Origin of the sequence: Streptomyces sp. NPDC050263 (assembly GCF_040655955.1) — a bacterium.
Lineage (GTDB): Bacteria > Actinomycetota > Actinomycetes > Streptomycetales > Streptomycetaceae > Streptomyces.
This window is the reverse complement of record NZ_JBFAKW010000042.1, coordinates 13,914-40,743: the sequence shown is the minus strand read 5'-3', so window position 1 is coordinate 40,743 and position 26,830 is coordinate 13,914. Positions and strand designations below refer to the sequence as shown.

At 69.7% G+C, this 26,830-nt stretch carries 21 protein-coding genes and 3 pseudogenes; 15 read left to right on the top strand and 9 right to left on the bottom strand.

All coding sequences use genetic code 11. From position 1 onward, the window contains the following. Positions 1-40: 40 nt before the first annotated feature. The 3 genes from AB0J04_RS20420 to nirD are packed head-to-tail and all read left to right on the top strand — an operon-like array spanning position 41 to position 4,244. Positions 41-1,288, top strand: coding sequence for an FAD-dependent oxidoreductase (locus AB0J04_RS20420; RefSeq protein WP_363169918.1), 1,248 nt, complete (start codon positions 41-43; stop codon positions 1,286-1,288). Then, positions 1,288-3,897 carry a nitrite reductase large subunit NirB gene (gene nirB / locus AB0J04_RS20415; protein WP_363169917.1) on the top strand — a complete coding sequence of 870 codons (2,610 nt, stop codon included), beginning with the start codon at positions 1,288-1,290 and terminating at the stop codon, positions 3,895-3,897. Before AB0J04_RS20420 ends, nirB begins: the two co-directional genes overlap by 1 nt. Continuing rightward, positions 3,894-4,244, top strand: a complete 351-nt coding sequence (gene nirD / locus AB0J04_RS20410) for a nitrite reductase small subunit NirD (RefSeq protein WP_363169916.1) — start codon at positions 3,894-3,896, stop codon at positions 4,242-4,244. Before nirB ends, nirD begins: the two co-directional genes overlap by 4 nt. 213 nt (positions 4,245-4,457) lie before the next feature. Here the strand turns inward: nirD and AB0J04_RS20405 are convergent, their stop codons facing one another. Beyond that, the gene (locus AB0J04_RS20405) at positions 4,458-5,951 is read right to left on the bottom strand and encodes an ATP-binding protein (protein WP_363169914.1); all 1,494 of its coding nucleotides are present in this window, start codon (positions 5,949-5,951) and stop codon (positions 4,458-4,460) included. A 353-nt stretch (positions 5,952-6,304) separates the two neighbouring features. Next, positions 6,305-6,580: pseudogene (locus AB0J04_RS20400) on the bottom strand (winged helix-turn-helix domain-containing protein); the annotation flags it as partial. 78 nt (positions 6,581-6,658) lie between these two features. Here AB0J04_RS20400 and AB0J04_RS20395 point away from each other — a divergent pair. Beyond that, a pseudogene (locus tag AB0J04_RS20395) lies at positions 6,659-6,706 on the top strand (hypothetical protein); the annotation flags it as partial. 231 nt (positions 6,707-6,937) lie between these two features. Here the strand turns inward: AB0J04_RS20395 and AB0J04_RS20390 are convergent. Continuing rightward, positions 6,938-7,267: pseudogene (locus AB0J04_RS20390) on the bottom strand (response regulator); the annotation flags it as partial. Between the two features lie 243 nt (positions 7,268-7,510). Here AB0J04_RS20390 and AB0J04_RS20385 point away from each other — a divergent pair. The 3 genes from AB0J04_RS20385 (at position 7,511) to AB0J04_RS20375 (ending at position 11,034) form a co-directional block, all read left to right on the top strand. Further along, the gene (locus AB0J04_RS20385) at positions 7,511-8,116 is read left to right on the top strand and encodes a carbonic anhydrase (protein ID WP_363169913.1); all 606 of its coding nucleotides are present in this window, start codon (positions 7,511-7,513) and stop codon (positions 8,114-8,116) included. Positions 8,117-8,442: 326 nt separating this feature from the next. Further along, positions 8,443-10,308 carry a SulP family inorganic anion transporter gene (locus AB0J04_RS20380; RefSeq protein ID WP_363169912.1) on the top strand — a complete coding sequence of 622 codons (1,866 nt, stop codon included), beginning with the start codon at positions 8,443-8,445 and terminating at the stop codon, positions 10,306-10,308. A gap of 222 nt (positions 10,309-10,530) precedes the next feature. After that, positions 10,531-11,034: a hypothetical protein gene (locus AB0J04_RS20375; RefSeq protein WP_363169911.1), complete on the top strand. Its 504-nt coding sequence runs from the start codon at positions 10,531-10,533 to the stop codon at positions 11,032-11,034. Between the two features lie 21 nt (positions 11,035-11,055). Here AB0J04_RS20375 and AB0J04_RS20370 read toward each other — a convergent pair whose 3' ends face one another. Next, entirely contained in the window at positions 11,056-12,012 is a 957-nt protein-coding gene (locus AB0J04_RS20370) for an oxidoreductase (RefSeq protein ID WP_363169910.1), read from the bottom strand. A gap of 376 nt (positions 12,013-12,388) precedes the next feature. On the opposite strand from AB0J04_RS20370, the gene AB0J04_RS20365 reads away from it, so the two are divergent. From AB0J04_RS20365 to AB0J04_RS20350, 4 genes are all read left to right on the top strand, one after another. Beyond that, positions 12,389-13,546 carry an alkaline phosphatase PhoX gene (locus tag AB0J04_RS20365; RefSeq protein ID WP_363169909.1) on the top strand — a complete coding sequence of 386 codons (1,158 nt, stop codon included), beginning with the start codon at positions 12,389-12,391 and terminating at the stop codon, positions 13,544-13,546. Positions 13,547-13,720: 174 nt separating this feature from the next. Beyond that, a complete protein-coding gene (locus tag AB0J04_RS20360) occupies positions 13,721-14,671 on the top strand; it encodes a superoxide dismutase (protein WP_363169907.1) in 951 nt (316 codons plus the stop codon). 194 nt (positions 14,672-14,865) lie between these two features. Beyond that, positions 14,866-15,336, top strand: coding sequence for a hypothetical protein (locus AB0J04_RS20355; protein ID WP_363169906.1), 471 nt, complete (start codon positions 14,866-14,868; stop codon positions 15,334-15,336). A gap of 128 nt (positions 15,337-15,464) precedes the next feature. After that, complete coding sequence (locus AB0J04_RS20350; RefSeq protein ID WP_363169905.1) at positions 15,465-15,920, top strand: excalibur calcium-binding domain-containing protein; 456 nt, start codon at positions 15,465-15,467, stop codon at positions 15,918-15,920. A gap of 89 nt (positions 15,921-16,009) precedes the next feature. On the opposite strand, the gene AB0J04_RS20345 is transcribed toward AB0J04_RS20350, so the two are convergent. Next, positions 16,010-16,972, bottom strand: coding sequence for a hypothetical protein (locus AB0J04_RS20345; protein WP_363169904.1), 963 nt, complete (start codon positions 16,970-16,972; stop codon positions 16,010-16,012). A 164-nt stretch (positions 16,973-17,136) separates the two neighbouring features. On the opposite strand from AB0J04_RS20345, the gene AB0J04_RS20340 reads away from it, so the two are divergent. From AB0J04_RS20340 to AB0J04_RS20325, 4 genes are all read left to right on the top strand, one after another. Then, complete coding sequence (locus tag AB0J04_RS20340; protein ID WP_363169903.1) at positions 17,137-18,156, top strand: alpha/beta hydrolase; 1,020 nt, start codon at positions 17,137-17,139, stop codon at positions 18,154-18,156. After that, positions 18,153-18,569, top strand: a complete 417-nt coding sequence (locus tag AB0J04_RS20335) for a TIGR03668 family PPOX class F420-dependent oxidoreductase (RefSeq protein ID WP_363169902.1) — start codon at positions 18,153-18,155, stop codon at positions 18,567-18,569. Before AB0J04_RS20340 ends, AB0J04_RS20335 begins: the two co-directional genes overlap by 4 nt. A gap of 35 nt (positions 18,570-18,604) precedes the next feature. Then, positions 18,605-19,375 carry a GntR family transcriptional regulator gene (locus AB0J04_RS20330; protein WP_363169901.1) on the top strand — a complete coding sequence of 257 codons (771 nt, stop codon included), beginning with the start codon at positions 18,605-18,607 and terminating at the stop codon, positions 19,373-19,375. A 496-nt stretch (positions 19,376-19,871) separates the two neighbouring features. Further along, on the top strand, positions 19,872-20,369 hold the full coding sequence (locus AB0J04_RS20325; protein WP_363169900.1) for an ATP-binding protein: 498 nt from the start codon (positions 19,872-19,874) through the stop codon (positions 20,367-20,369). Positions 20,370-20,492: 123 nt separating this feature from the next. Here AB0J04_RS20325 and AB0J04_RS20320 read toward each other — a convergent pair whose 3' ends face one another. The 4 genes from AB0J04_RS20320 to AB0J04_RS20305 all read right to left on the bottom strand — a co-directional run bounded on the left by AB0J04_RS20320 (position 20,493) and on the right by AB0J04_RS20305 (position 26,553). Further along, the gene (locus tag AB0J04_RS20320) at positions 20,493-22,787 is read right to left on the bottom strand and encodes an FtsX-like permease family protein (protein WP_363169899.1); all 2,295 of its coding nucleotides are present in this window, start codon (positions 22,785-22,787) and stop codon (positions 20,493-20,495) included. After that, positions 22,784-23,512 carry an ABC transporter ATP-binding protein gene (locus tag AB0J04_RS20315; protein ID WP_363169898.1) on the bottom strand — a complete coding sequence of 243 codons (729 nt, stop codon included), beginning with the start codon at positions 23,510-23,512 and terminating at the stop codon, positions 22,784-22,786. The genes AB0J04_RS20320 and AB0J04_RS20315 overlap by 4 nt, the downstream gene beginning before the upstream one ends. Before the next feature lie 25 nt (positions 23,513-23,537). Next, positions 23,538-23,957, bottom strand: coding sequence for a hypothetical protein (locus tag AB0J04_RS20310; protein WP_363169897.1), 420 nt, complete (start codon positions 23,955-23,957; stop codon positions 23,538-23,540). Between the two features lie 778 nt (positions 23,958-24,735). Next, entirely contained in the window at positions 24,736-26,553 is a 1,818-nt protein-coding gene (locus tag AB0J04_RS20305; RefSeq protein ID WP_363169895.1) for an ABC transporter ATP-binding protein, read from the bottom strand. Between the last annotated feature and the right edge of the window lie 277 nt (positions 26,554-26,830).

The following is a 26,830-nucleotide window of genomic DNA, read 5'->3' as shown; positions in this document are numbered from 1 at the left end:
TGATGCTGCCGGGTAACGTCGGCGTCGCACGCTCCTGGACATGACCTCGAATTCGCGTGTGGTGGTGCTCGGCGCCGGCCTCGCGGGCGTACGCCTCGCCCGCCGGCTCGGCGAGCTGGGCCTGCCCGCGCTGCTCGTCGGCGAGGAGGAGCACCGGCCGTACAACCGGGTGCTGCTCGCCGAGGTGCTGGCCGGCCGGTACGCCCCCGACGTGATCGCGCTGCCCGCGCCCGCCGGTCTGGTGCGCGCCCGGGCCACCGGCATCGACCGCGACCGGCGGACCGTGGCCTGCGCGGACGGCTCGGAGATCGCATACGACACGCTCGTCCTGGCCACCGGCTCCAACCCGGTGCTGCCGCCGCTGCGCGGCCTCTTCACCCCTGACCACGTTCTTCCGGAGGGCGTCCACGCCTTCCGGACCATGGACGACTGCCTCGGTCTGTCGAAGGCGGTGCGGCCGGGCGTGCGGGCGGTCGTCATCGGCGGCGGGCTGCTCGGGGTCTCCGCGGCCCGCGCCCTCGCGGTGCGCGGCGCGCAGGTCGTCCTCGCCCAGCAGGCCGAGCGACTCATGGAGCGCCAGCTCGACCCGAACGCCTCCAGGCTGGTGCTGCGGCACCTCAAGGATCTCGGCGTCGAGGTGCACACCGAGTGCCGGGTGCGCGACGTGCGCTGCGTCGGCGGGGTCGTCCGCTCGGTGGAGATGGCCGACGGCTACACGCTCGGCGCCGACCTCGTGGTGCTGGCCTGCGGGGTCTCCCCGCGCGCGGGTCTCGCCAAGGACGCGGGGATCGCCGTCCACAAGGGCGTTCTCGTGGACGACGAACTGCGCACGTCCGACCCGCACATCCGGGCGATCGGCGACTGCGCGCAGCACGACGGGACCGTGTACGGCCTCGCCGCGCCGGCGCTGGAACAGGCCGACGTGCTCGCCGAACTGCTCGCCGGCGACACGAACGCGCGGTACGGCGGCACCCGCGCCCTCACCCGGCTCACGCTCGCCGCGGACAACGCCGGAAACAACGCCTTCGGCCTTTCCGGGAACAGCGCCTTCGACCTCGCCGCGTTCGGCGAGACCGAACCGCGCCCCGGCGACGACGTCGTCCAGCTCACCGACGCCACCCGCGGCACCTACCGCAAGGTCGTCGTCCGCGACGACCGTCTGGTCGGCGGGGTCCTCGTCGGCGAACTCGGCACCGTCGGCGCGCTCGCGCGCGCCTGGGAGGGAGCAGAGCCGCTCCCCGACGACGGCCCCCTGCTCCACCTGCTCACCAACGACGGAGGCTCCTGATGACCGCCACCCTGGGGGCCACCCCCACGATCGTGCTCGTCGGCCATGGCATGGTCGGCCAGCGCTTCCTCGAAGCGCTGGCCGAGCGCGGCCTGACCGCCACGCACCGCGTGGTCGTCCTGTGCGAGGAGCCGCGCCCCGCGTACGACCGCGTCGCCCTCACCTCGTACTTCTCGGGCAAGACGCCCGAGGAGCTCTCCATGACCGACATGGAGTTCATCGCCTCGCACGGCATCGAGCTGTACCTCGGCGACCCGGCGGAGACGATCGACCGCGAGGCGAAGAAGGTCACCGCCCGCTCCGGCCAGGTCTTCGAGTACGACACGCTCGTCCTCGCCACCGGCTCCTACCCCTTCGTACCGCCTGTCCCCAACAAGGACGCCGAGGGCTGCTTCGTCTACCGGACGATCGAGGACCTCCTCGCCATCGAGGAGTACGCGAAGTCGCGCGCCACGACCGGCGCGGTGGTCGGCGGCGGTCTGCTGGGCCTGGAGGCCGCGGGCGCGCTGAAGGGTCTCGGACTCACCTCCCACATCGTGGAGTTCGCGCCCCGGCTGATGCCCGTCCAGGTCGACGCGGGCGGCGGCGCGGCTCTGCTGCGCACCATCGAGGACATGGGCCTGAGCGTCCACACCGGCGTCGGCACGCAGGAGATCGTCGTCGGCGAGGACGGCGCGGTGACCGGCATGAAGCTGTCCGACGGCTCCGAACTCGCCACCGACCTGGTGGTGTTCAGCGCCGGCGTCCGCCCCCGCGACCAGCTCGCCCGCGACTGCGGACTGACGGTCGGCGAGCGCGGCGGCATCTCGGTCGACGAGCAGTGCCGTACGGTCGCCGACCCGCACGTGTTCGCGATCGGCGAGTGCGCGCTGGCCGCCGACGGCCGGGTGTACGGCCTGGTCGCCCCCGGCTACGAGCAGGCCACCACCGCCGCCGCGACGATCGCCGCCGACGACGAGGCCGAGCAGCTCTCCTTCACCGGCGCCGACCTCTCCACCAAGCTGAAGCTGCTCGGCGTGGACGTGGCCTCCTTCGGCGACGCGCACGGCACTGCCGAGGACTGCCTCGACGTCGTCTACTCCGACTCCCGCTCGGGCCTGTACAAGAAGCTGGTCATCGGCCGCGACGGCACGCTGCTCGGCGGCATCCTGGTCGGCGACGCGGAGGCCTACGGCACTCTGCGCGCGTTCACGGGCTCGGTCCCGCCGGTCGCGCCCGAGTCGCTGGTGCTGCCCGCCGGCGCCGGCGAGTCCGTCCAGCTCGGCCCGACCGCGCTGCCGGACGACGCGATCATCTGCTCCTGCAACAACGTCCGCAAGGGCACGATCCGCGGCGCGGTCACCGAGCACAACTGCACGACCGTGCCCGAGGTGAAGAAGTGCACCAAGGCCGGTACGACGTGCGGCAGTTGCGTCAAGGTCCTCGGCCAGCTGCTCACCGCCGAGCTGGAGGCGAGCGGCGTCGAGGTCGACAAGGGCCTGTGCGGCTGCTTCGGCCAGACCCGCGAGGAGCTGTACGAGATCGTCCTCGCCCTGCGCATCAACACCTACCAGGACCTCCTGGACCGCTACGGCCGTGACGGCGCCCGGGGCGGCGACGGCTGCGAGATCTGCAAGCCGGCGGTCGGCTCGATCATCGCCTCCCTCGCCCCGACGATCGGCGCGAGCGGCTACGTCCTGGACGGCGAGCAGGCGGCCCTCCAGGACAGCAACGACCACTTCCTCGCCAACCTCCAGAAGAACGGCTCGTATTCGGTCGTCCCGCGCATCCCCGGCGGCGAGATCACCCCGGAAGGGCTGATCGTGATCGGCGAGATCGCCCGCGACTTCGGCCTCTACACGAAGATCACCGGCGGCCAGCGGATCGACATGTTCGGCGCACGCGTCGAACAACTCCCGCTCATCTGGACGCGGTTGGTGGACGCCGGCTTCGAGTCCGGGCACGCCTACGGCAAGTCCCTGCGCACGGTGAAGTCCTGCGTAGGCCAGACCTGGTGCCGCTACGGCGTCCAGGACTCCGTCCGCATGGCGATCGACCTGGAGCTGCGCTACCGGGGACTGCGCTCCCCCCACAAGCTCAAGTCGGCGGTCTCCGGCTGCGCCCGCGAGTGCGCCGAGGCCCAGTCGAAGGACTTCGGCATCATCGCCACGTCCAACGGCTGGAACCTCTATGTGGGCGGCAACGGCGGCGCGACCCCACGCCACGCGGACCTGCTGGCTCAGGATCTCGACGATGGCGAGCTGATCAAGCTCATCGACCGCTTCCTGATGTTCTACATCCGCACGGCGGACCGGCTGGAGCGCACGTCGACCTGGCTGGAGCGCATCCCCGGCGGCCTGGACCACGTCCGGGACGTGGTCGTCGAGGACTCCCTCGGCATCTGCGAGGAGCTGGAGTCCCTGATGACCGACCACGTGGCGCACTACGCCGACGAGTGGGCGACCACCATCAACGACCCCGAGAAGCTCGCCCGGTTCGTGTCCTTCGTCAACGCGCCGGACACCCCCGACCCGGTCGTCGGCTTCGTCCCCGAACGCGACCAGATCAAGCCCGACCTGCCGCTGCTCACCATCGGCCACCGTCCCCTGGAAGGGAGCGCCCAGCGATGACCCTGGCACCCGAGACCACCGACCTGAAGGTCCAACTCCAGCTGGCGGACAGCTGGTTCACGGTCTGCGACCTGAGCCGGCTCGTCCCCGGCCGGGGCGTGGCCGCGCTCCTGCCGGACGGCCGCCAGGTCGCCCTGTTCCGCGACCGCTCCGGCGCCCTGTTCGCCATCGACAACCGCGACCCCTTCGGCGGCGCGGCCGTCCTCTCCCGCGGCCTGACCGGCACCCACCAGGGCCGCCCCTTCGTCGCCTCCCCCCTCCTCAAACAGCGCTTCGACCTGCGAACGGGCGAGTGCCTGGACGACGAGACGGTACGCATCGCGACGTACGAGGTACGCACGGCCTGACGACCGGTGAACCGCCGGTCGAGTGCCGAAGCCCCGGCGGGTACCGACGGCCCGAGGGCCCGGCGGACGTCGGCCGCCGGACGTCGGACGTCGGCCGCCGGACGTCGGACGTCGGACGTCGGCCGCCGCTGGTGTCGGGGGCCGCGCCCGACCGCCCGCCCGCTGCCGACGGGTGTCGTGCGCATCGGCGCCTGCGAGATGTGGCCCGGCCGGTCAGCGGGGGCCCGGGGTCATCGTCTGGAGGCGTCCTCTCGGACGTTGGGCGGGGATGCCGTTGACGCCGGGACGGGCCGGTACCGCGGGGAGGCGGATCACCGCGTCGAGGCCGCCGTGGGGGGCCTGGCGCAGGACGACCTCGCCGCCGCTCGCGTGGGCGAGTCGCTGTACCAGGGCCAGGCCCAGGCCGGTGCCGCCCTTGGGGGCGTCCGGGGCGCGCCAGAAGCGGTCGAAGGCACGCCGGCGCTGCTCCTCGGTCATCCCGGGACCCTCGTCCATGACATGCAGTTCCACCCACGCCGAACCGGCCGGGCCGCGATGGGTGAATCGGCGCTCGTGGGGCGTGTGGCAGCGCGGGTCGACGGAGACCGTGGAGCCCGGAGGCGCCACGCGCAGGGCGTTGGAGAGCAGGTTGTCGAGGATCTGCTCCACCGCCCCGGGCAGCGCCAGCACCTCGCCGTCGTAGTCCCCCGCCAGCGCCAGCCAGACCCCGTGCTGCTCGAACAGCGGCATCCAGGCCCGGTGCCGCTCCGCGCACACCCGGCCCAGGTCGACGGTCTCGCGTTCGGCGGCGCTCTCGTCGAGCCGGGCCATCGCGAGCAGCCCCTCGACCATCCGGGCCAGCCGGTCGGTCTCGGTCAGCGCCGCGGTGAGCGAACCGCGGGCGTTCAGGGCGATGTCGCTCTCGAGGTTCTCCAGCCGCAGCCGCAGCGCCGCGAGGGGCGTCTTCAGCTGGTGCGAGGCCTCGCCGGCGAACGCCCGCTGGGAGGCCAGCAGATGTTCCAGCCGGGCGGCGGTGCGGTTGAAGGTCGCGGCGAGACTGCGCACCTCCGGCGGCCCGTTGGTGATCGCGACGGGTGTGGCGGCCCCGCCGACGGCCAACTCGTGGGTCGCGCGCTCCAGTTCACGGATCGGCCGGCCGGTCCAGCGGGCGATGACGAAGCCGAGCGCGGCGACCGCGGTGAGCGCCGCGAGTCCGCCGAGCGCCAACAACAGCCAGACGTGGTGGACCCGTTCGGACACCATCCGGGTCGGCAGGGTGATCCGGACGGCGCCCTGTTCCTCGGTGCCGTGCACCACCGGGGTGGCCACCGCGAGGTACTGCACCCCGCCGATGGTGGAGGTGCGGACGTCCGCGGTGGCGGTCCCCCGTAGCGCGGCGGCGATCCCCGGCCAGGTGGCGAGGTCGCCCTCCTCGCGCTCGGTGAGCGGATGCGAGGCGGCCAGCAGCCTGCCGTTCTCGTCGACGATCAGCACCTTGCCGCCGATGCGTTCGGCGCAGTGCGCGGCCCGCGCGGGCAGGTCCTGTGCCTCCCGGCCCGCCGAGATGGAGAGGGAGGCGTACGCCGACACCGACTCGGCCTCGTCCTTCGCCAGGTTGATCACCCGGTCCCGCTCGCCCCGCGAGTACACGTACCCGAGCGGGATCTCCAGGCACAGCAGCACCAGGGCGGCGAGCGTGAGGTAACTGAGCAGCAGCCGACGGGTCATCGGTAGGCCGCCGAGCGCTGATGGGGCTGGAAGCTGTCGAAGCTCTCGTAGGACTCGTGGGGGTAGGCGGGCCGGGGTTCGTACGCCGAGGGCGGCTCGTACGCGGACGACTCGTAGGCGGACGGCTCGTAGGCGGAGGACTCGTAGGCGGACGGCTCGTAGGCGGAGGACTCGTAGGCGGAGGACTCGTAGGCGGAGGACTCGTAGGCGGAGGACTCGTAGGCGGAGGACTCGTAGGCCGTGGACTGGACGTACGTCGGCTGAGCGGGCACGGCCTGGGCGGGCGCGGGCTCGACGGGGGCGGCCTGGGCCGGGGCGGAGGGCGCATAGGCCTGCTGCGCACCCGGCGAGGAGGTGTGCACGGCCAGCCGGAAACCCACTCCGCGCAGGGTCTGGATCCAGGCCGGGTTGCCCAACTTCCGCCGCAGGGTGGCCACATGGACGTCCAGCGTCTTCGTCGGCCCCTGGTAGTGCGGGTCCCACACGCGGTCGAGGATCTGCTGCCGCGAGTACACGGCCCCGGGGTCCTCCGTGAGCAGCGCGAGCAGTTCGAACTCCTTGGGCGTCAGCGCGACCGCCCCCTCCCCCACCCACACCTGCCGGGTCCGACGGTCGACGACCAGCGGGCCGACGGCGCCGGTGGGGGCGAGGGCGACAGGGGCCGCGGCGGGCGCGGGTCGCACGGGAGCCGGTCGCACGGGAGCCGGTTGCGCGGGAGCCGGTTGCGCGGGAGCCGGTTGCGCGGGAGCCGGTTGCGCGGGAGCCGGTTGTGCGGGAGCCGGTTGTGCGGGAGCCGGTTGTGCGGGGTCCGCGAGAAGCCGAGGCGCCGGTTCGGCGAAGGGCGCCGGCGCGACGCCCGAGACGCCCAGGCCGCCCCCGACGCCCGCGACGCCCCCGAAGGACTCGCCGCCGAACGGATCGCCGCCCGCCGACTGCCCGGTCTCCGCGCGCCGTTGGGTCCGCCGGGTCACCGCACGCACCCGCGCCACCAGCTCACGCATGCTGAACGGTTTCGCCAGGTAGTCGTCGGCACCCAGCTCCAGGCCCAGTACGCGGTCGGCCTCCTCGCCCCGCGCGCTGAGGATGATGATGGGGACGTCGGAGGTCTGCCGGATGCCCCGGCAGACGTCGATGCCGTCGATGTCGGGCAACCCCAGGTCGAGCAGGACGACATCGACCTCGCCGTACGCCGCCGCCCTCAACCCTTCGTTGCCGGTGGCGACGTGATGGACCGTCAGCCCGAAGTTCCCCAGGCCCTCGACGAGCGGTTCGGCGATCGTCCGGTCGTCCTCGATGAGCAGGACTCGTACACCCATGCGTTCCCGTCTCTCCCTTGAACCGAATTCGCGTGTTCAGTGGACCTGACACGCTACAAGAACGGTCAGGAAACCGCCTGCACCTCCCGGACAATGTGAGCAGCCACTCAACTCCGGACGAAAACTGTCCCATTCTTGTCGGCGGTTTAGTGTTCCTCTAACCTTCGCCTGGCATTGCCTCCTCTACGGTGATGAGGAACTGGTCGGACCCCCATGCCGACCAGCTCTGAACTGGGAGGATCCATGAAGGCACTGCTGGACCGCGCCCGTTCGTTCAAGCGCCGGGTCGACTTCGAAAGCGGCGAATACCGGCGTTTGGCCGAAGGCCAATATCCCGAGGCATTGTTCATCACCTGCTCGGACTCGCGGGTGATTCCAGCCCTGATAACGGGCGCGCGGCCCGGCGAGATATTCGAGCTGCGAAACGCAGGAAATATCGTTCCGCCGCACGGCCGGCAGGGAGCCTCGGGCGAGGCGGCCACCATCGAGTACGCACTGGAGGTGCTCGGCGTTCAGGACATCGTGGTGTGCGGCCACTCCCACTGCGGCGCGATGGGCGCGCTCAAGTCCGGCGACGACCTGTCCGCCCTCCCCGGCGTGGACGCCTGGCTGCAACTGGCCCGCCCGCGGCTGGCGCCCGTCCTGGACGGCCAGGTCGAGGACCCGTCGATGCCGGACGTCGCACAGCTGAACGTCGTCAACCAGCTTGCCGTGCTGCGGAGTTACCCGGCGACCCGGCGGCGTCTCGACACGGGTCGGCTGCGCCTGCACGGGTGGTACTACGAGGTGGACACCGGCCAGGTGCACGAGCTGGACGAGGACGGCCTGTTCCGGGTGCACGCGGCATGAGCGGCACACACGCCCGGCACGGCCGGAATCGGGGCCCGGGCTCCGACGCCAGTGACGGAAGGGGCCGCACGTTCGGCGAGGAGGCCGGCCTGTCCGGCCCGCCGTCCCGGCCCGCCGGACCACCGCCCCGCCAGGTGCCCACACCCACGCCCACGCCCTCCGCGACGTCCAGGTTCCCTTCGACGTCCGCGTTCGATGCGGGCCCGCAGACACGTCCGGCGCCTCCGACACGGCCGGCGCCTCCGAGGCCTCGGCCGACCGCGCGGGAACCCCACTTCCCGCGTGCCGGTGGGCAGGCCACCGTGCAAGACCCCATGGAAGACCCCATGGAAGCCGCTCTGAAGACCACCTCCGAGGCCACGGAGAGGGCCGCCGCGAAGGCCGCCGCCAAGGCCTCGGCCCCGAAGGTCGACCTGGCCACCGAGATCACCGCGTCCCTCGTCGTCTTCCTGGTGGCGCTCCCGCTGTGCATCGGCGTGGCCGTCGCCTCGGGCGTCCCCGCCGAACTGGGCATCATCTCGGGCGTCATCGGCGGCCTGGTGGTCGGTGCGGCGCGCGGCAGCACGCTCCAGGTGAGCGGCCCGGCCGCCGGTCTCGCCGCGCTGGTCGCGGAGACCGTGCTGGAGTACGGCGTGGCCATGCTCGGCGTGATCGTGCTCTTCTCCGGCATCCTCCAGATCGTCCTCGGCCTGGTCAGGCTGGGCCGGTTCTTCCAGGCGATCTCCCTGGCCGTCGTCCAGGGCATGCTCGCGGGCATCGGCCTGCCGCTGATGTTCGGCCAGGCCTACCCGGCGATGGACGCGAAGGCGCCCGGCACCCCGCTGGAGAACATGGCCGGCATCCCCGGCCTGATCACGGACACGTTGGCCGACAAGCAGGCGATGATCGCGGCCGGCCTGGGCATCGTCACGGTCGTCCTGAGCTTCCTGTGGAAGAAGATGCCGGGACCGGTCAAGAAGGTGCCCGCGGCTCTCGTCGCGGTGGGCATCGGCATCGGCGTGGCCGCACTGCCGGGCGTCGAGATCAAGACGCTCCAGGTGGGCAACCTGCTGGCCTCGGTCAACGTGCCGGGCGCGGAGCAGTTCGCGGGCCTGGCGAACCCCGGGATCATCACGGCAATCCTGACCTTCACGGTGATCGCCTCCGCCGAGTCCCTGTTCACGGCGGCCGCGGTGGACCGGATGCACGACGGCCCGCGCACCCGCTACAACCCCGAGCTGATCGCCCAGGGCGCCGGCAACACCCTCGCGGGCCTGCTCGGCGCGCTCCCCATCACCGCGGTGGTGGCCCGCAGTTCGGCGAACGTCCAGGCGGGCGCCAAGACCCGGCTCTCCCGCACGCTGCACGGCCTGTGGCTGCTGGCCTTCGCCCTGCTGCTCCCCCAGGTGCTGGCCCTGATCCCGATCTCCGTCCTCGCGGGCGTCCTCGTCCACAGCGGCTGGAAGCTCTTCGCGCCCGAGGAGTTCCCGAAGATGTGGCGGCAAGACCGCGGCGAGTTCGCGGTCATGACGCTCACCACGCTGGTCATCGTGGCGACGGCCCTGCTGGAGGGCGTCCTGATCGGCCTCGCGGCGGGCATCGTGCTGGCGGCGGTGCGCATGTCGCAGACGGTCATCAAGCAGCACATCGAGGAGGACACGGCGAAGGTGGTGATGGCCGGCAACGCGACGTTCCTGCGGCTGCCCCAGGTCATCGAGGCCCTGGAGTCCGCGGCGGAGGCCGGCAAGCCCCGCATCCGGCTCGACCTCACCGGTGTGACCCACCTCGACCACGCCTGCCGCAGCCAGGTCGAGGAGTTCACGGCCCAACAGCGCGGCAAGGGGCTTCGGGTGGAACTCCTGCTGCCGGGCCCGGCGAAACGGCTGCCGACGGCGGAGGACGCGCCAGTGGCGACCGACCCGCTCCCGCAGACCGGCCCGCTGCCCCACCGTCAATCCGCCCCGGCAACCGCCTCCACCCCGAGCCCCGGCCCCACCGCCGAGTGGTTCTACCTGGACACCACACCGATGCCGGAGGACTTCGCCCAGAGGTACGCGGAGGAGTTCGCCCCGGGGCCGGGATACGGGCAGGACTTCGGACAGGCGTACGACAGCCAGGGACACGGCCGGGACCTTGGCTACGGGCAGGGACACGACCAGGGATACGGGCAGGGGTACTCGGAGGAATACACCCCGGGGTACGCACAGCGGTAGTTGCAGGGGAACCGACGCAGGGCAGCCGTCATCGTGGGCCACAGGCCCCTCGAGGCTCTCGGTTCCCTCGGCAGCCCCGCACGCCCGGTCGCCCGTACCACCCCCGCGCTTCCGCACCCTCCCGGAACCCCCGCCGCGGTCGCAACCCGGGTGCGCGGTCCGGTGTCCCTCAGGTCATCGGCCGCGCACGGCAGCGCGGCCGACGGAGACCGGGGGACGACCATGAACCTTTCGCGCACCTCACGCACCTCGCGCACCTCGCACACCGTGGCCGCCGTCGCCGCGGCAACGGCGATCGCCACGCTCACCGGAGCGTCGACGACGGCATCGGCCACGGCATCGGCGACGTCCGTGTCCGCGCCGGGGCAGTCCGTCGAGGCCCGGGCATACGGCAGCGCCCCGTACGCCTGGGCCACCCGCCGCGGCAGCACCATCGGCATCTACGGCATCGACCTGCACGGCCAGAGCTTCACCAACGGCGGCACGGTACGGATGGCCCTCTTCAGCGACTCGGGCCCACGCGGCATACCGGTCTGGACGAAGGACGCCGTCGCCCGCCGGCTCAGCGGCCGCCCGGGCGGCTCCTTCGACGTCCGCACGGGCCTGCTGGACTGCACGGCGTACGGCTACGCGAAGGACTCGACGATGACGGTGTGGGACATCGCCACCGACACCTGGTCCAACAAGGTCCGAGTCTCCACGAGTTGCAACGATTCCGTGAGCTGAGCCGCTCCTCGGGTACCGGTACTAGGAGCCCTTGAGGGCGTCGTAGAACACCCCGGTCAGCTCCTCGGATGCCTGCCACAAGCGTTCTCCCGCGCGGTCGTCGAGGGTCCAGGAGGCCCGCCGCGAGGGTGCGGGCGCCCCGCGCCACATCGCGAGGGACGGCCCGGTGAACGAGTCCGGGCGGACGCCGGGCGCGGTCGCCGCGTACAGCGCGGGCAGCGCGCCGGCCTCGGCGGGCTGCGCGATCACCCGGTTGCCGAGCGCCATCAGCCGCTCGGCGACCCGGCGTCCCTCCGCGCGCGGCCCGGCCGTCTGCAGGTTGGTCGCCGCGTACCCGGGGTGCGCGGCCGCCGCGACGAGGTCGGATCCGGCCGCCGCGAGCCTGCGCGCGAGCTCGTGCGTGAAGAGCAGGTTGGCGGTCTTGGAGCGGCCGTAGGCGGTCCAACGACGGTATCGGCGCTCGGAGTTGAGATCACGGGGGTCGATGTTGCCGAGCAGGTGGACCATGCTGGACACGGTCACGACCCGCGCGCCGGCCGGCCCGGACGCGGGACGCCCCTGCGCGGCGGCGAGCAGCGCGGGCAGCAACAGCCCGGTGAGGGCGAAGTGCCCGAGGTGGTTCACCCCGAACTGCGTCTCGAACCCGTCGGCCGTGGTCCCGTACGGCATCGCCATCACGCCGGCGTTGTTGACGAGCAGATCGAGCCGCTCGTACGGCAGTGAGCCCGCGAACTCCCTTACGGAGGCCAGCTCCCCGAGGTCGAGCAGCCCCAACCGCACGTCTCCGCCGGGCACTTCACCGCGCAGCCGCTCGACGGCCGCCCTCCCCCGCGTCTCGCTCCGGCAGGCGAGCAGGACCCGTGCCCCCTTCCGGGCGAGCTCGCGCGCGGTGACGTACCCGAGCCCGCTGTTGGCCCCGGTGACGACGGCGTTGCGGCCGCTCTGATCGAGGATGTCGCGCACACTCCAGCCGGCCATGGCCGTACTCCCTCCACCGCTTCCCGGCAGCCTATGACGGCGTCCGGCCGCCTGCCCCGCAACCGACCCCGCATCTCCCCGACACAGCATGTACACGACACAGCCATGACGCAGCTACCCTGCGCTCCTAGCGTTCGGCAGCGCACAACCTGCACGGCACACACGACCTGCACGGCACACACGACCAGCACGACCTGCATGGCCTGCATGGCCTGCATGGCCTGCATGGCCTGCACTACTCGCACCGCCTGTACCACCCGCACTACCCGCACTACCCGCACTACCCGCACTACCCGCACTACCCGCACTACCCGCACCACCCGGCGCCGGGACCGGCGTACGGGCCGGTTCACCCACACCACCCCCGGGAGTGAGCGTGGAACGTCGTACCTTCCTGCGTGCGGCCGCGATCGGCGGCTCCTCCGCCGTACTCGGCGGAACCCTCTGGCGCGGTGCCGCACACGCGGCCCCCGCCCAGCCCGGCACGGGCCCGTACGGAGCGCTCGGCTCCGCCGACGCCAACGGCATCCGTCTTCCCTCCGGCTTCACCAGCCGGGTAATCGCCCGTTCCGGCCAGACGGTGTCCGGGACGTCGTACACCTGGCACAACGCCCCCGACGGCGGTGCCTGCTACCCGGACGGCACGGGCTGGATCTACGTCTCCAACTCGGAGATCAACCCGTCCGGCGGCGCGAGCGCGGTGAAGTTCTCGGCGGCCGGGGCGATCACGGGCGCGTACCGCGTTCTCTCCTCGACCCGTCAGAACTGCGCGGGCGGGAAGACCCCGTGGAACACCTGGCTGTCCTGCGAGGAGGTGGACCGTGGATACGTTTACGAAACAGACCCCTGGGGGGTCGCGGCGGCGGTGCGCCGGGACGCGATGGGCCGCTTCAAGCACGAGGCGGCGGCCGCCGACCCGGTCCGCCAGGTGATCTACCTGACGGAGGACGAGACGAACGGCTGCTTCTACCGTTTCCGCCCGACGACCTGGGGCAGCCTGGCCGCCGGCGACCTGGAGGTCATGGTCGCCGGCACGGCCACCAGCGGCCCGGTCACCTGGACCCGGATCCCCGACCCCACCGGCGCCTCCGCCACCCGCAACCAGGTCTCCGGCGCTAGGCACTTCAACGGCGGCGAGGGCTGTTACTACGCGAACGACACCTGCTGGTTCACGACCAAGGGCGACAACCGGGTCTGGCAGTACAACGCGGCGGCCCAGACGATCGAGCTCGCCTACGACGACTCACTGGTGACGTCCGGCACGGCCCCCCTCACCGGGGTCGACAACGTCACCGGCTCCGCCTCCGGCGACCTGTTCGTGGCGGAGGACGGCGGCAACCTGGAGATCTGCGTGATCACCCCGGACGACGTGGTCGCACCGTTCCTGCGCGTGGACGGCCAGTCGGCGTCGGAGATCACCGGCCCGGCCTTCTCCCCGGACGGCACCCGCCTCTACTTCTCCAGCCAGCGCGGCACGAGCGGCAGCTCGTCGGGCGGGATCACGTACGAGGTGAGAGGCCCCTTCCGAGCCTGATGGGCAGCATGGGATTGAAAGGAACCTGACAGTAAAAGGGAGGAACACGGTCGGGCGGCGGCTCGTTACCGGCCTACGAAGTCCAAACTGGAAGTAAAGCCATACCCAGTGTGGCCACAGTCATCAGTGTTACGCCGTTCGCCGCCCGAACCCCACTCCCGGAGGCCCGTAACCATGAACGCCACCCCTACCCCGTCCCGCCGGGCAGTCCTCGGAGGCACTGCCGCAGCCCTGGCGACCCTGACCCTGACGACGACGCCGGCAACAGCGAAGTCCGGTACTCCTGAAGCCACTTGGCCGACGGAGTACCCCCTCCCCGACGGCTGGCTCCCCGAGGGCATCGCCATCGGCGGCAAGCCGTACGCCTACCAGGGCTCCCGCGCCAACGGCGGCGTCTACCGCACCGACCTGCGCACCGGCGAGGGCAGCGTCCTGTACGCGGGCGGCACCGGCCAGGCGGCGGTCGGCCTCAAGCTCGACCACGACGGCCTGCTGTACGTGGCGGGCAACACGGGAGTGGCGCGAGTGATCGACTCGCGCACGGGCGGTCTGCTGACAACCCACCGACTCGCAGATCCGACAGGCCACTTCATCAACGACGTGACGCTGCTCGGCGACCGCGCCTGGTTCACCGACTCCCGGGCCGCGGCGCTGTACGCCGTCCCGCGCGGCCGCAGCGACGCCGGCATCCGCACCCTCCCCCTCACCGGCGACTGGGTCCAGCTCCCCGACGTGAACAACGCCAACGGGATCGTCGGCACACCGGACGGCCGCGGCCTGATCGTCGTCAAGAGCACGCCGGGCGAGCTGTACAACGTCGACGTCGAGACGGGGTACGCCAAGAAGATCACGCTGGTCGGCGCGGCCGACGTCGTGAACGGCGACGGCCTCTACCGCATCGGCCGCACGCTGTACGTCGTCCAGAACCGGCTGAACCTGATCAGCGTCTGGTCCCTGGATCGCACGGCGACCACCGCGACCCTGACCCGCACGATCACCGACCCCCGCTTCGACGTCCCGACCACCGCCGCGCGCTACGGCGACCGCCTCTACCTGGTCAACGCCCGCTTCACCAGCCCGCAGCTGCCGGAGACGACGTTCACGGCGGTGGCGGTCTCGATCTGACGCGAGCCACCAGGCCTCACGGGGACGGCACTTGAGGACAACGGGACTCCAGAACGCCGGAACGCCGGAACGCCGGAACGCCGGGACACCGGGACACCGGGACACCGGAACGCCGGGACACCGGGTGCCGCCCCCCTGGCATGATGAGCGGATGACGACGATCACCGCCGCTGCCTCCGCCTTCCGAAAGGCAGATGCCGCGTAACCGCCCCGGCGCCCTGCGCGCCCGCGAGACCCTCGGCACCCGCCCGCGCACCCGCGAGATCCCCCAGCCGGAACGCATCCCCGGCCTCTCCGCCCGCACCAGCCTTGCGATCCACCACGTGGAGCAAGAGGACGGCGGCTACTTCCTCTTCCCCGGCGCGACAGAACGCGCCCTCCGCCGCTACCGCAGGTTCCTGAGAACCCCCGGCCTCGGCATCCTCTACCCCCGCACCTCGGTGTGCCCCTCCTGCCCGGGCTGCGGCCTGGACGACGTCCGCTACGCACGCGACATCCTGGACGAGACCCTGAGCCGGCTCCCACCCCGCCCCCGAGCCGAACTGATCGGCGCGGTAAGGGCGTTGGACCGCGGCTACCTCCTCCGCACCCTGCCCCACCCCCTGCTGCGACCGCCCCTCCCCTGGTGGCACCGCCGCCTGGCAGAAGGCGCGGAGGGCTGGTGACGGACCGATGACCGACCAACCCGGGAGATGCACACCAAAAAGTCACGGAACAGCCACACCGCTTACACCACCCACAAAACGGCAATACCGTCGTCCCCTCACATCGCACGACACCCTGGGGGGACACCATGACCAACCCGTACACCACGACCACGAACCCCACCCCCCGCTGGGCCCGCAAGAGATACGTCCTGCCCGCCCTCGCCCTGGCCCTGTTCCTGGGCATGGGCATCGGCGGCAGCGACGGCGAGACGAAGACGGATGCGAAGCCGACGTCGGCCACCCCCCGACCGACGGTGACGGTGACGACCACGGCGACGGCCGTACCCGAACCCGCGGGCACGGTGACGGCGACAGCGACGGTGACGGCGACAAAGACGACGAAGGTGACGGTGACGGAGAAGGCCGCAGCGAACGACAGCGTCACCGAGGACGACGACACGGCCGCCGACTCCGGCAGCGGCAGCGTCTACTACGAGAACTGCACCGCCGCCCGCGCGGCCGGAGCCGCCCCCGTGCACGCGGGCGACCCGGGCTACGGCCGCCACCTGGACCGCGACGGCGACGGAACCGGCTGCGAATGACGGACGGCACGCCGAGGGGCGGCACGTAGAGGGCGGGCACGTGAGGGCGAGCACTCCGAGGGCGGCACGATTCCGCGCGTGCCGCCCCTCTACGTACCGGCCGGCTGATAGCCGTCCGCGTAGCCGATCAGCACACTCCCCGACCCGGAGGCGTCCGCCGGCGTCTGCTCGTACCCCCGCAGCATCTCAGGACGCTCGGTGAGGACGACGGCGTCCGCCAAGGGCCACCAACCGCCGCACCGGTACAGGGCCGCCTGGGCCGCATCCAGTCCCGGTGACTCGGGCAGGCCCGCGGCGGCCAGCATGCAACGCCAACGGATCAACTCCCTCGGCGCGGACCAGGAATCCACCCGGCCGCCGAACTCCTCGTGGAAGTAGATCTGCTCCCTGCTCGGCGGCGGTGGCGGAGTGATGACATCCCCGTCCGGTTCAGGCCGCACGATCCGCTCCGGAACCGGACCACGGACCCTCCCCAGCAGGTCCCCGTTCACCCGAGTGTGGATGCGGCCCAGGGACTTGTTCGTCGACCAGGTGAAGATCTCACTCACCGCCTGCTCCAACTCGTAGGCGCCGTGCACGTCTTGCAGCCAGTAGAAGTCGAGTTGGTCGAACATGGGGTGCCCCAGAGCGTCCACGAGTCGGCCCTGTGCCTCGGTGGTGTCATGGAACGTGCCGGCCAGCAGTCGCCTCTCGCCACTGCCCTCACCGCTGCCCTCGCCGCCGCCCGCTCCCGTCCGCCCCAACTGCTCGCGGATCCGCTCCTCGGCCTGCCGGGCGAACGCCTGCGGTACCGACAGCGGGAGTCCGTCGCCGGTGAGCAGCGTCCCGTCGAGCCGGTCCTCCCACCCGTGGCGCAGCACCCAGGACGCGAGCGCGCCGCCGAGCGGCGAGTCCATCCACACCACTGTGTCCGGGGCGGGCATGCCGTGGACCCGGTACACCTCGGCGACCGCGGCTTCGGCTGCCGGCCGGTCACAGCGCTCGGTGGACAGCCCCGCCCTCAGCCAGCTGTCGGACTCGGCGGTGATCCGGCCCTTGACGGTCTCCGTCACCAACTCTTCGTAACCCACGCGCGCCCCCTCCCGTCGGTATGTACGGCTTTCCACCCTGCTCCCCGTTCGACACATGGCCGGGCAGTTTGCCGAACCGGCAACAAGACTCACGGGGGCCGCACCGGGCCCAGCATGCTCGAAGTCCCCGAGCTCTGGAGGACCCGATGCCGCACCGGACGTCGAGCGACGACCACGCCGCCGCCGCGAAGCACCACCTGCTCCCCTCTCCCGCAGGCCGTGTCCACGTGGTGGAGCAGGGCGAGGGACCGCTGGTCCTGCTCGTGCACGGCTTCCCGGAGTGCTGGTACTCCTGGCGCCACCAGTTGCCGGCCCTGGCCGCCGCGGGATACCGCGCGGCCGCCATCGACGTCCGCGGCTACGGCCGTTCCTCCAAGCCCGAGGCCACGGACGCGTACCGGATGCTGGAACTGGTGGCGGACAACGTCGCGGTCGTGCACGGCCTCGGCGAGCGCTCCGCGACGATCGTCGGCCACGACTGGGGCGCGACGATCGCGGCCCACTCCGCGCTCCTCCACCCGGAGGCCTTCCGGGCGGTGGGACTGCTGAGCGTCCCGTACACCCCGCCGGGCGGCCCGATGCCGAGCGAGGTCTTCGCCCAGATGAACGGGACGGGCGGGGAGGAGGAGTTCTACGTCTCCTACTTCCAGGAGCCCGGCCGGGCCGAGGCGGAGATCGAGCCCGACGTCCGGGGCTGGCTCGCGGGCTTCTACGCCGCCCTGTCCGCCGACACGATGCCGCCGCCCACCGCCCCCAGCCCCCACTTCGTCACCACCGGCGGAACCCTGCGCGACCGCTTCCCCACCGCCGAAGCGCTCCCCACCTGGCTGACCGAACGAGACCTGGACGTCTACGCGGGCGAGTTCGAGCGAACGGGCCTGACCGGAGCCCTGAACCGCTACCGAAACATGGACCGGGACTGGAAAGACCTCACGGACTTCACCAACGCCCCCATAACCCAACCGTCCCTCTTCCTCACCGGCAACCTCGACGCCTCCACCACCTGGCTGTCCGCCGCGATCAAGGCCTACCCCCACACCCTCCCCGGCCTCACGGCCTCCCACGTCCTCGACGACTGCGGCCACTGGCTCCAACAGGAACACCCCGAACAAACAAACCGACACCTGACCACCTGGCTGGCATCGCTCACTACCGTGAGCACATGAAGCTCTCGCCGCTCGTCGCCCGGGACCGTTTCCTCACGTCCCCCGTCGCAATACTGGCGACAGCCGATGCCGCTGGAGTACCGCACGCGGTACCGGTGACCTTCGCTGCGCAGAACGACGTCCTGTACTTCGCCGTGGATCACAAGCCCAAGAGCACATGGAACCTACGGAGATTGCGCAATATCCGGGAGAACCCCTCGGTGACGCTACTGGTCGACCACTACTCCGACGACTGGTCAACGCTGTGGTGGTCACGCGCCGACGGCCAAGGCAAAGTACAGGAAGACGGACAGGAACGTGACGCGGCCATCGACTTGCTGCGCGCCAAGTACGCCCAGTACAAGGATTCCCCTCCTCAGGGCCCCGTGGTCGCCGTACGGGTCGAGCGGTGGAGCGGCTGGGCGTTCGCATAGCCTTGCCGGGACTGGCCGAACCCGAGGTGACACATATGCCGGACCAAGAGCTTCCTCCGTACCGCCGCATCGCTGACGACCTGCGAGCCGCGATCACGAGAGGGAAGCTGGCCCCGGGCGAGAAGTTGAAGTCCGAGAACGAACTCAAGGATCACTACGGCACGACCCGGGTGACCGTACGCAAGGCGTTGTCGCTGCTCAAGGCGGACGGCCTGCTGATCAGCGAACAAGGCAGGGGCGTCTTCGTACGCCAGCAGCCCCGGGTACGGCTACAGACGACCGGGGCAAACTTCCGCGAGCGACGCTCCACCGGCGTCAGCAACTTCACCGCCGAGGCAGCGGCACAAGGACTGCGGGCGGAGCAACGAATCCTGTCGGTGGAGAGGCTGTCGGCTTCGGCTGAGATCGCCGAGCGACTTGGCTTGGCTGACGGCACTTCGGTGATCGTCCGACGGCGCGCGTTCTTCGTCGACGGCGAGCCCATGCAACTGTCCGACGGGTACTACCCGGAGACGCTGTTCAGCGGAACTCCGGTTGAAGCACATGGACGCATCACCGGTGGCGTGAGCGCGCTGATCGAGGATCCTGCCGGACCGGTGGGGCAGCGAATCGTCCGCTTTGTCGAAGACCTGGAAATCCGCATGCCCACCCCGTCGGAGGTCGCCGCGCTGCTCATCCCGCCCGGCGTTCCCTTGGCACGTGTCCTACGCAGCGCTCAGGTGAAGGACGGACGAGTGGTCGAGGTCCTGGACTCACGGGTGCCGTGCGACCGACATCTCTTCCAATACGTGATCGACGTGCCCTGACGGCGACTTCCCCGCCGTGACCACTCGTACGCAAACGTCGCACAACTTGTATATCCAAGTTCAGCTCGCTAAAGTCAACGCAACTTGGATATGCAAGTTGGGGCTCGGCGGATGTTGCGTTCATGCGCCCGGTCTCTCCCTATCCGTCCCACGTCAGGCTGCGGCTCGGTAGACCCCAGCGGCCGAGCCGACGCGAAGGAGGCGACATGCGCCTTTTATCAAGGGCCCTTGAAGGGATCAGAGCCGCCCTGTCCGGGCCCCGGTCCGGCAGACACCCGCACTCCGCTCAAACCCCAGCACCAGACGTCGACCGCCTTGTGCGCCACCCGTCCGCACGGGAGTGGGCGCGCATCCTGCAACAGGCCAGGCACCGCAGAGCCCCGTATCTTTGGCCGGCTGTAACGCCCGCCATCACCACGATCGCCCATACCGCCACGCCTGTCCGCGTCTACGTTCTGCCCCCTCAAGAACAACTGTCCGCCTTGAGGAGGTGTTCATGAGCCGGGCCCGATTCATCACGCTCGGCCGGCCCACGGCCGTCGCCTTCGCCCGTGAGCGCGTACTGACACAGATGCGCGCCTGGGAAATGCACATCGATGCATCGACGAAGGACGCCATCCGGCTCGTCACCTCCGAACTGGTCACCAACGCCGTCGTGCACACCGGGAGCAGCTTCATCACTATGGAGCTCAGCTACGACAATCGCGAAGGCCGCCTGCTCCTCGTCGTCCACGACTCAAGCCCTGCTCCGCCGAAGCGGGAGTATGCGAAGCCCGAAGAAGATCACGGCCGAGGGCTGGAACTTGTGGCGGCCCTCTGTTGCCGACACGGCTGGGAACCGACCAACAGAGGCAAACGGGTCTGGGCCGAATTCGACGTGCCCACGCTCACCTTCCCCGCATGTACCGCCGATCCACTACGCCCCAGAAACACGGCAACCGGCCCCTGTTTCTACCCCGCGCTGGGCTCATTCGCCGTTCCGGACTCGCTGTGAGCAGCAGCAACACGTCGCCCGCCAACACCGGCACCCCGTGATCGCGGCCTGAGCTCGTTCCATAAGTACAAAAGGGCGGCACCCCGCACGGGGCACCGCCCTTCTGTAAGCAGCGTCAAGGCGTCAGTCCCGCCTGATCAGTTCGGGGTCGATGCGCCGCCCAACCAGCGGCAAGGATCCGACCGCAGCGATCAGCACAGTCGCAAGCGCGCAGGCCAACAGCAGCGGCACACCGGCCCCGTCCCAGAAGATCGCACCACCACCGGTAACGAGATAGCTGGACTCAGCAGCCTTCCCGGCAACGACAGCCAATACCAACCCCACCGCCAGCGGCAGCACGACCTGTGCCACCTGCACAGTCCTCAACGTACGGGGCCGCATACCGAGCAAAGACAGTGCGGTCACCTGCGGTCTCCGCTCGATCGCCCGGTCCGTGGCAGCCACAAGGTAGGCCGCCACTCCGATGATGAGGCCGAGAACCATGCCCATGGCGAGGATCGTCTTGACGACGGTGATCTGCTGGAGCGCGGTGACCACTACGCCGGGGGTGACCACCTTTGCAGTCGGATCGACTCCGCCGATGTCGTCGAGGACCGCACGGACGGTCTCAGGTGCCGAACTGCTGACCAGGACGAGGGTGGCCTCCTGGGGCCGGAAGCCGTCAGGCAGGAAAGAGGGCGGGACAACCACATCGCCACTGCTCAGCGCAGAGATCCCTGTTTCATCATGGAAGATCACCTGTTGCTTCGGCACTCGCAGAGTCATCACACGTTGCTCGCCCTTCTCGTTCTTGAGATAGAACGGAAAGCTTGCACCGGGTTTGCTGTCCTCGTCGTAGGGCTCCTGAGGGTTCACTACGCGGAAAGGCTGCCCTTCGGTGCATCGTCCCATTTCAGGCACCATCCCACGAAGCTGCCCACACGTAGCAATCACGGCGTAGATTACTGGCGGAAATTCGGCCTTCCGATCGCTCCACGACGTCGCGACCATTCCATGCCCACGGACACCCGCCACCGACTCGAACGCCCGCTGTCGCTCTTGGGAAATGCCATCCAGTGACAGTGTGTACGACTGGACAGGTGAGGTGTTCTTGGAGACCTGGTCCAACTCGATGAGCACTCCTTGCACGAGTGAAGCCGCGTAGACCAACAACACCAGTCCGGTCGCAACCCTCAGAGCCCCGCCTGGTTCCACCTCATTGCGTCTCATAGCCAAACCGAGGGGTAGAGAGCGGCTGGTGCGCGCCACTGTCCGAGACAGGCTCCGAGAGAAAATCGGGAGTGACAGTACGAGCCCGACGCCGACCAGGACTACCGCCAGCGGCATCAGGATCGATGAAAGTGACGTATCCCGAGGTGCGTGCCCCGTCGCGCCGGCCACGCAATACCCGGCAACGATGCCCAGTCCAGGCAGGAGCGGGAGCAAGCCCCACTTCGCGGGCGGTTTCTCAACCGCACTGCGCCTGACAGCCAGCGGGTTCGTCGCAGCCTTCCTGGCCCCGACGGCTCCTGCAAACCAGGCAAGTGCCGGACAACCGATCAGGCAAGCGAGGGCTGTGGACAGAGACAGGGAGCCGTCAGATGGGTACCACCGAAAGCCTGGAAGACCGATGCGAGAGATGAGTTGGTTGGCCAACGCGTAGATACCCAGGCCGAGTACCGCCCCGATCAATGCCGCAGTGACCGTCTCAGCCGCGTTGACGCGCTGAACACCCCTCTTGCTCAGCCCGACCAGGCGCAGAGCGGCAAGCCGACGAGCCCGCGCCGCAGCTGACAATCGCGCGCACACTGACAGATAGACGGCCAGCGGAAGCAGCACGACACCTGCAAGCGTGAACCGCACGATGTCCAGCGTCGAGGGCTCCACCGTTTCGTCGTTTGCGTAGGGCCACCCGTAGAACGTCACGGGAGAAGCGCCCTTCAACTGATCCCGAGCGACGCCGATGTATGCGTAGAGCTCGTCGGGATGCGCCAGTCCTTGGGCACCGATGAGTCCCCGTTCCCGCCCCGGAACGAGCTGAGCAAGCCCCGGCTCCTTCTTCAGTTCGTCGTGCAGCTGTGGCGATACAAACACTTCGCCCGGAGCGGGCAACTCGCTCAGGCCCGGCGGAGGATCCATGGAGGTGGTACCTGGCGCGTGAAAGATCCGGGTCATTGGCCGAGAGCCGTACGGGTCTGTCAAGCCGAGCTCGAGAGGGGCGGCTTTGTTGTCGCCGCTACAGACCCGGGGACCGCCAGAGCAATCTCCCTGACGCGCCGCCTTGCGTCCATCCTGTGCGGCCAGAATGCCCGGAATCGCAAGCACCATGGCAAGGCAGCACACACCGACAGCGCTACCCCCGGCCATGAGGAGGAAGCGCACACGGTTGCCCCGCCCGGTACCCAACAACAGGCGCAGGCCCAGCAAGAGTTCTTTCATGTCGTCTCCCGCGCCAGGGCCGAGAGAACTCCGTCGCGCATCGCATACTGGCTGTCAGCCCGGGAGGCCACTTGAGCGTCATGCGTGACCAGAACTACGGCCGTCCCCTGAGAACGCGCAAGGGCCAGGAACTCCTCCAGCACAGCAGCGGCGTTGGCACTGTCGAGCGATCCCGTGGGCTCGTCGGCGAACACCACTGCCGGCCGATGCACCAACGCCCGGGCGACAGCAACACGTTGGCTCTGCCCTCCGGAAACCTGCGAAGGACGTCGCCGTCGCAAATCTGCGAGGCCTAGCCGCCCCAGAACCTCCCCGGCAGCAGTCAGCGCCTCCGCCTTACGCTGTCCGGCCAAACGTAGAGGGAGGGCAGCGTTCTCCTCCACGGTCAACTCCGGGAGCAGTTCGCCATATTGGAAAACGAAGCCGAAGCGTTCACGGCGCAGCGCACTGAGTTCCTCGTCGTTGAGTTCGCCAAGGGTGCTTCCCTCGAAACGGACTTCGCCTCGTGCCACAGGCAGGACACCGGCGAGGCAGTAGAGCAACGAGGACTTTCCGGAGCCGCTCTGCCCTGTAACCGCTGCGACTTCGCCACGGCGCAGGCTGATGTCGGCGTGCCTGACAGCGGGCGTCTCACCGTAGAACAGATCGACACCTGTGGCGGTCAGAACTTCTGACGTGTTGATGATGGTTCCCCTATTGACGAGAGGGAGCCCAGATGCGGACATCTGGGCTCAGCAGCTCAGAAGGCTTCTAGCGACCGCTCGAGTAACGCTTACTTCCGGAGCAGTTGTCCGGATGCAGACTGCCGCGGTCGCGACATGCCTTGATCTCTGCGTCGTCGGTATAGCGCTGCGCACCATCCCAGTTCGAGTGGTGCAGGGAGACGGTCTTCCGCTGCTTGCCGTCGTATCGCACCCAGTCGTGGCCTTCGATGCGTACCAGCATGTACACGTTGTGGCCGTCTTCCGTGTCAGCGTCCTTCAATTGCCCTTTCCACTCGAAGGCACCGTGGTTCCGGCCTGCAGGATTGAAGCGATACTCACCCTCCAGGAAGCGAACGCCTCCCGACTTCAGCACCGGCATGTCGTGCCAGTCCCCGGCGCCCAGCGCCGTCCCGGCTCCCGCCAGCAACGCCGCTGCTGCCGCCACGCCAGCCAACACTTTCTTCATGCTTCACCCTCCTGAAGCCGAAAGCCCGACAGCCCCCGGCATCACAGAAGGTAATGGATTGATCACAAGGCGAAACCTTCAGTCACGAACCACCACCACATCAGGTGATCGACTTCCAGCCACGTCACCGAAAACAGAGGTGGACGGCACACCCGCACAGGGTGCCGCCCTCCCCAGTGCGCAGGAACCCACCGCCGGTGGGTCAGGATCGGGCCCCACGACGGCTCAAGGAGCAGGCAGTTCCACGATCGCGCCGATCAGCGTTTCAACACCAGCCCCTCACCGCCCTGATCCCAGACAAGGCGACCAAGTACAGGCAATCACCCTGATCCGCACAGCAGTTCAGGCGGCATTCAGCCAGCTCCTCCAGACGCGCCGGATTTGCGGCAGAGAGTGAAAGCAGCGGATGGGGAGCGATGTATCAGCAGGCCGTCGCGCGAACGAGGTCGAGTTCCCGTGCTCGACCTGCTGCGGGTTGGGCGCTTTGCGCTGCGATCGCGTTCCTCGGCGTTCGGCCCCCACGCCTGGTAGCGGCAAGCCTCCGGCAGGCTGGCGAAGGCATGTACAGCGTGGCAGTCACCGACAGCGAGCTCGCGCGTAGTCACCGGGGTTTTGATCACTAGCCGATCCTGTCAGGCCAGCATCGCCAAAATTCCAGCGCTCAAGTCGCAGGGCTCCTACACGATCAAGATCGCGTCATTATCGTGCGGCTACTCGTAAGCGGGTGTGGCCACTGTCAATCGGCCACCATTCCACCGCCGTTCCGGACGGGAACCGTTCAGCCGCCCACCTGAGTGCCCACCCCGTCGGACCAGACATCGGTCCATTCGGCCTGCGGGTACGTGTAGGGGTCCCCCGTGATTCCTGTGTCCCACGTCGTGCCCGTCTCCGCGCCCACCATGTTCTGCGAACCGTGCAAATGGGCATACACCCCGCCCCAGGCCAGCAGTTCCTCGTGGGTGCCCGTTTCTGCGATTCGGCCCTGGTCTATGACGAGGATGCGGTCGGCGTCGGGGGCCAGGTTGAGGTCGTGGGTGATCATGATGGTCGTGCGGCCTGCCATCAGTCGGCGCAGGGGTTCCACGATGCGGCGGGTGGCTATCGCGTCCAGGCCGGTCGTCGGTTCGTCCAGGACCAGGACCGGGGCGTCGCGCAGGACGGCTCGTGCGATGGCCAGGCGTTGCAGTTGGCCGCCCGACAGGCGCGCGGAGTTGGGGTCGACCCTCGTGTCGTAGCCGTCGGGGAGTGCCGTGATGAACTCGTGCGCGTCGGCCGACCGTGCCGCCTCCTCGATCGCGTGGTCGCTCGCGCCGGGGCGACCGCAGGCGATGTTCGCGCGGACCGTGTCATGCAGGACCAAGGTCTCCTGCGGGAGCAGTGTCACGTACTCGCGCAGCCGCGCCAGCGGGAAGTCGTGCAGCGGGGTGCCGTCCAGGAGGATCTTGCCGGCGTCGGCGTCGTAGAAGCGGAGGAGCAGTTTGGAGACCGTGGACTTGCCCGCGCCGCTCGGGCCCGTGATGATCACCAGTTCCCCAGGGCGAGCCGTGAACGTCAGCGACTCCAGGGTCTGGGTCTGCGCGCCCGGGTAGCGGAAGGAGACGTCCCGCACCTCTATGACTCCGTCGGGGCGGCCGTGGTCGCCGTGTCCCGAGCCCGCCTGGTCCGCCACCGCAGGCCTGGTGTCCAGGATCTCCACCAGGCGTTCCGCGCCCGCGGTGGCAGCCGTGATCAGCAGTCCCAGCTGGGCCAGGCTGCGGATGGGCGGGTACAGGTAGCTCAACAACGCTGCGAACGCCAGTAGTTGGCCCAGGGTCATCTGGCCTCTGGAGATCTCCCAGACGCCTATGCCGATCACCGCCAGCACGCAGATCGTCTCGATGACCTGCACCAACTGCCCGTACGCCTGGTTCAGGCGGGCCGAGCGGACGGCGGCCCGGAACCAGGCCGTCGCCTCCTGGCTCAGCCGGCGGCGCTCGGCGTCCTGACGGCCGTACGCCTGGGTGAGGACCAGGTTGCCCAGGGACTCCTCCACTACGGACGTGACCGCGCCGTCGGCCACCCTGCCCTCGCGTGCCACCGACCTGACGCCGTCGGCGAACCTTCGGGCCGCCAGCCAGAACAGCGGGGCCAGGATGAAGGTCGCCGTCGCCAGGTCCCAGCGGAGCCAGAACGCGGCCGCCGCGTAGAACACCGCGCTGAAGACGGCCGATGCCGTGCCGATCAGGCCTGACACGGCCATCTGCTCGATGGTCTCCACGTCGCCCGTCAGCCGGGACAGCAGATCTCCCTGGCGGTGCTGCTGGAAGAAATGCGGCGGGAGTTTCTGCACATGGTCGAAGACGTGCTCGCGCAGCCGCATCACGAAGCGCTCCGACACCCACACGGAAAGGGACCCGCCCGCGTAGCCGATGGCCGCGCCCACCACCGCGATGCCCAGCCACTGCGCCGCGGGGGACCAGAAGGCGTCCAGGGAACCCCGCTGCAGCGCGTTGTCGGTCAAGTCGCCGAACAGCAGGATGGCGGCGGTCTCTGCCAGCGCGCCCAGCACCGTGCACAGCCACACACCGACGAGCCAGCGGCGCAGTCCCTTGGTCATGGGCCAGAAGCGGCGGAAGGCCACACGGGGGGCGAGTACAGGGGTGGGGGTGGGGGTGGGGGTGGGGGTGGAGATGTGGGCGGAGGGGGGCTCTGCATAAGAGGCGGCCGTGGGGGGCGCGGGCTTTTCTCTGAGGTCGTCGTGAACCTCGTGGTCGGCGCGAAGGTCCTCGGCCGCTCTGACAATCGGCTGGCCGTATTCGGAGAGTTCCAGCCCCGGCGGAATATGCCGGGGGAAATCGGCCCCTGAGGTCTTTTCGCGCGCGCGCATTCATTTC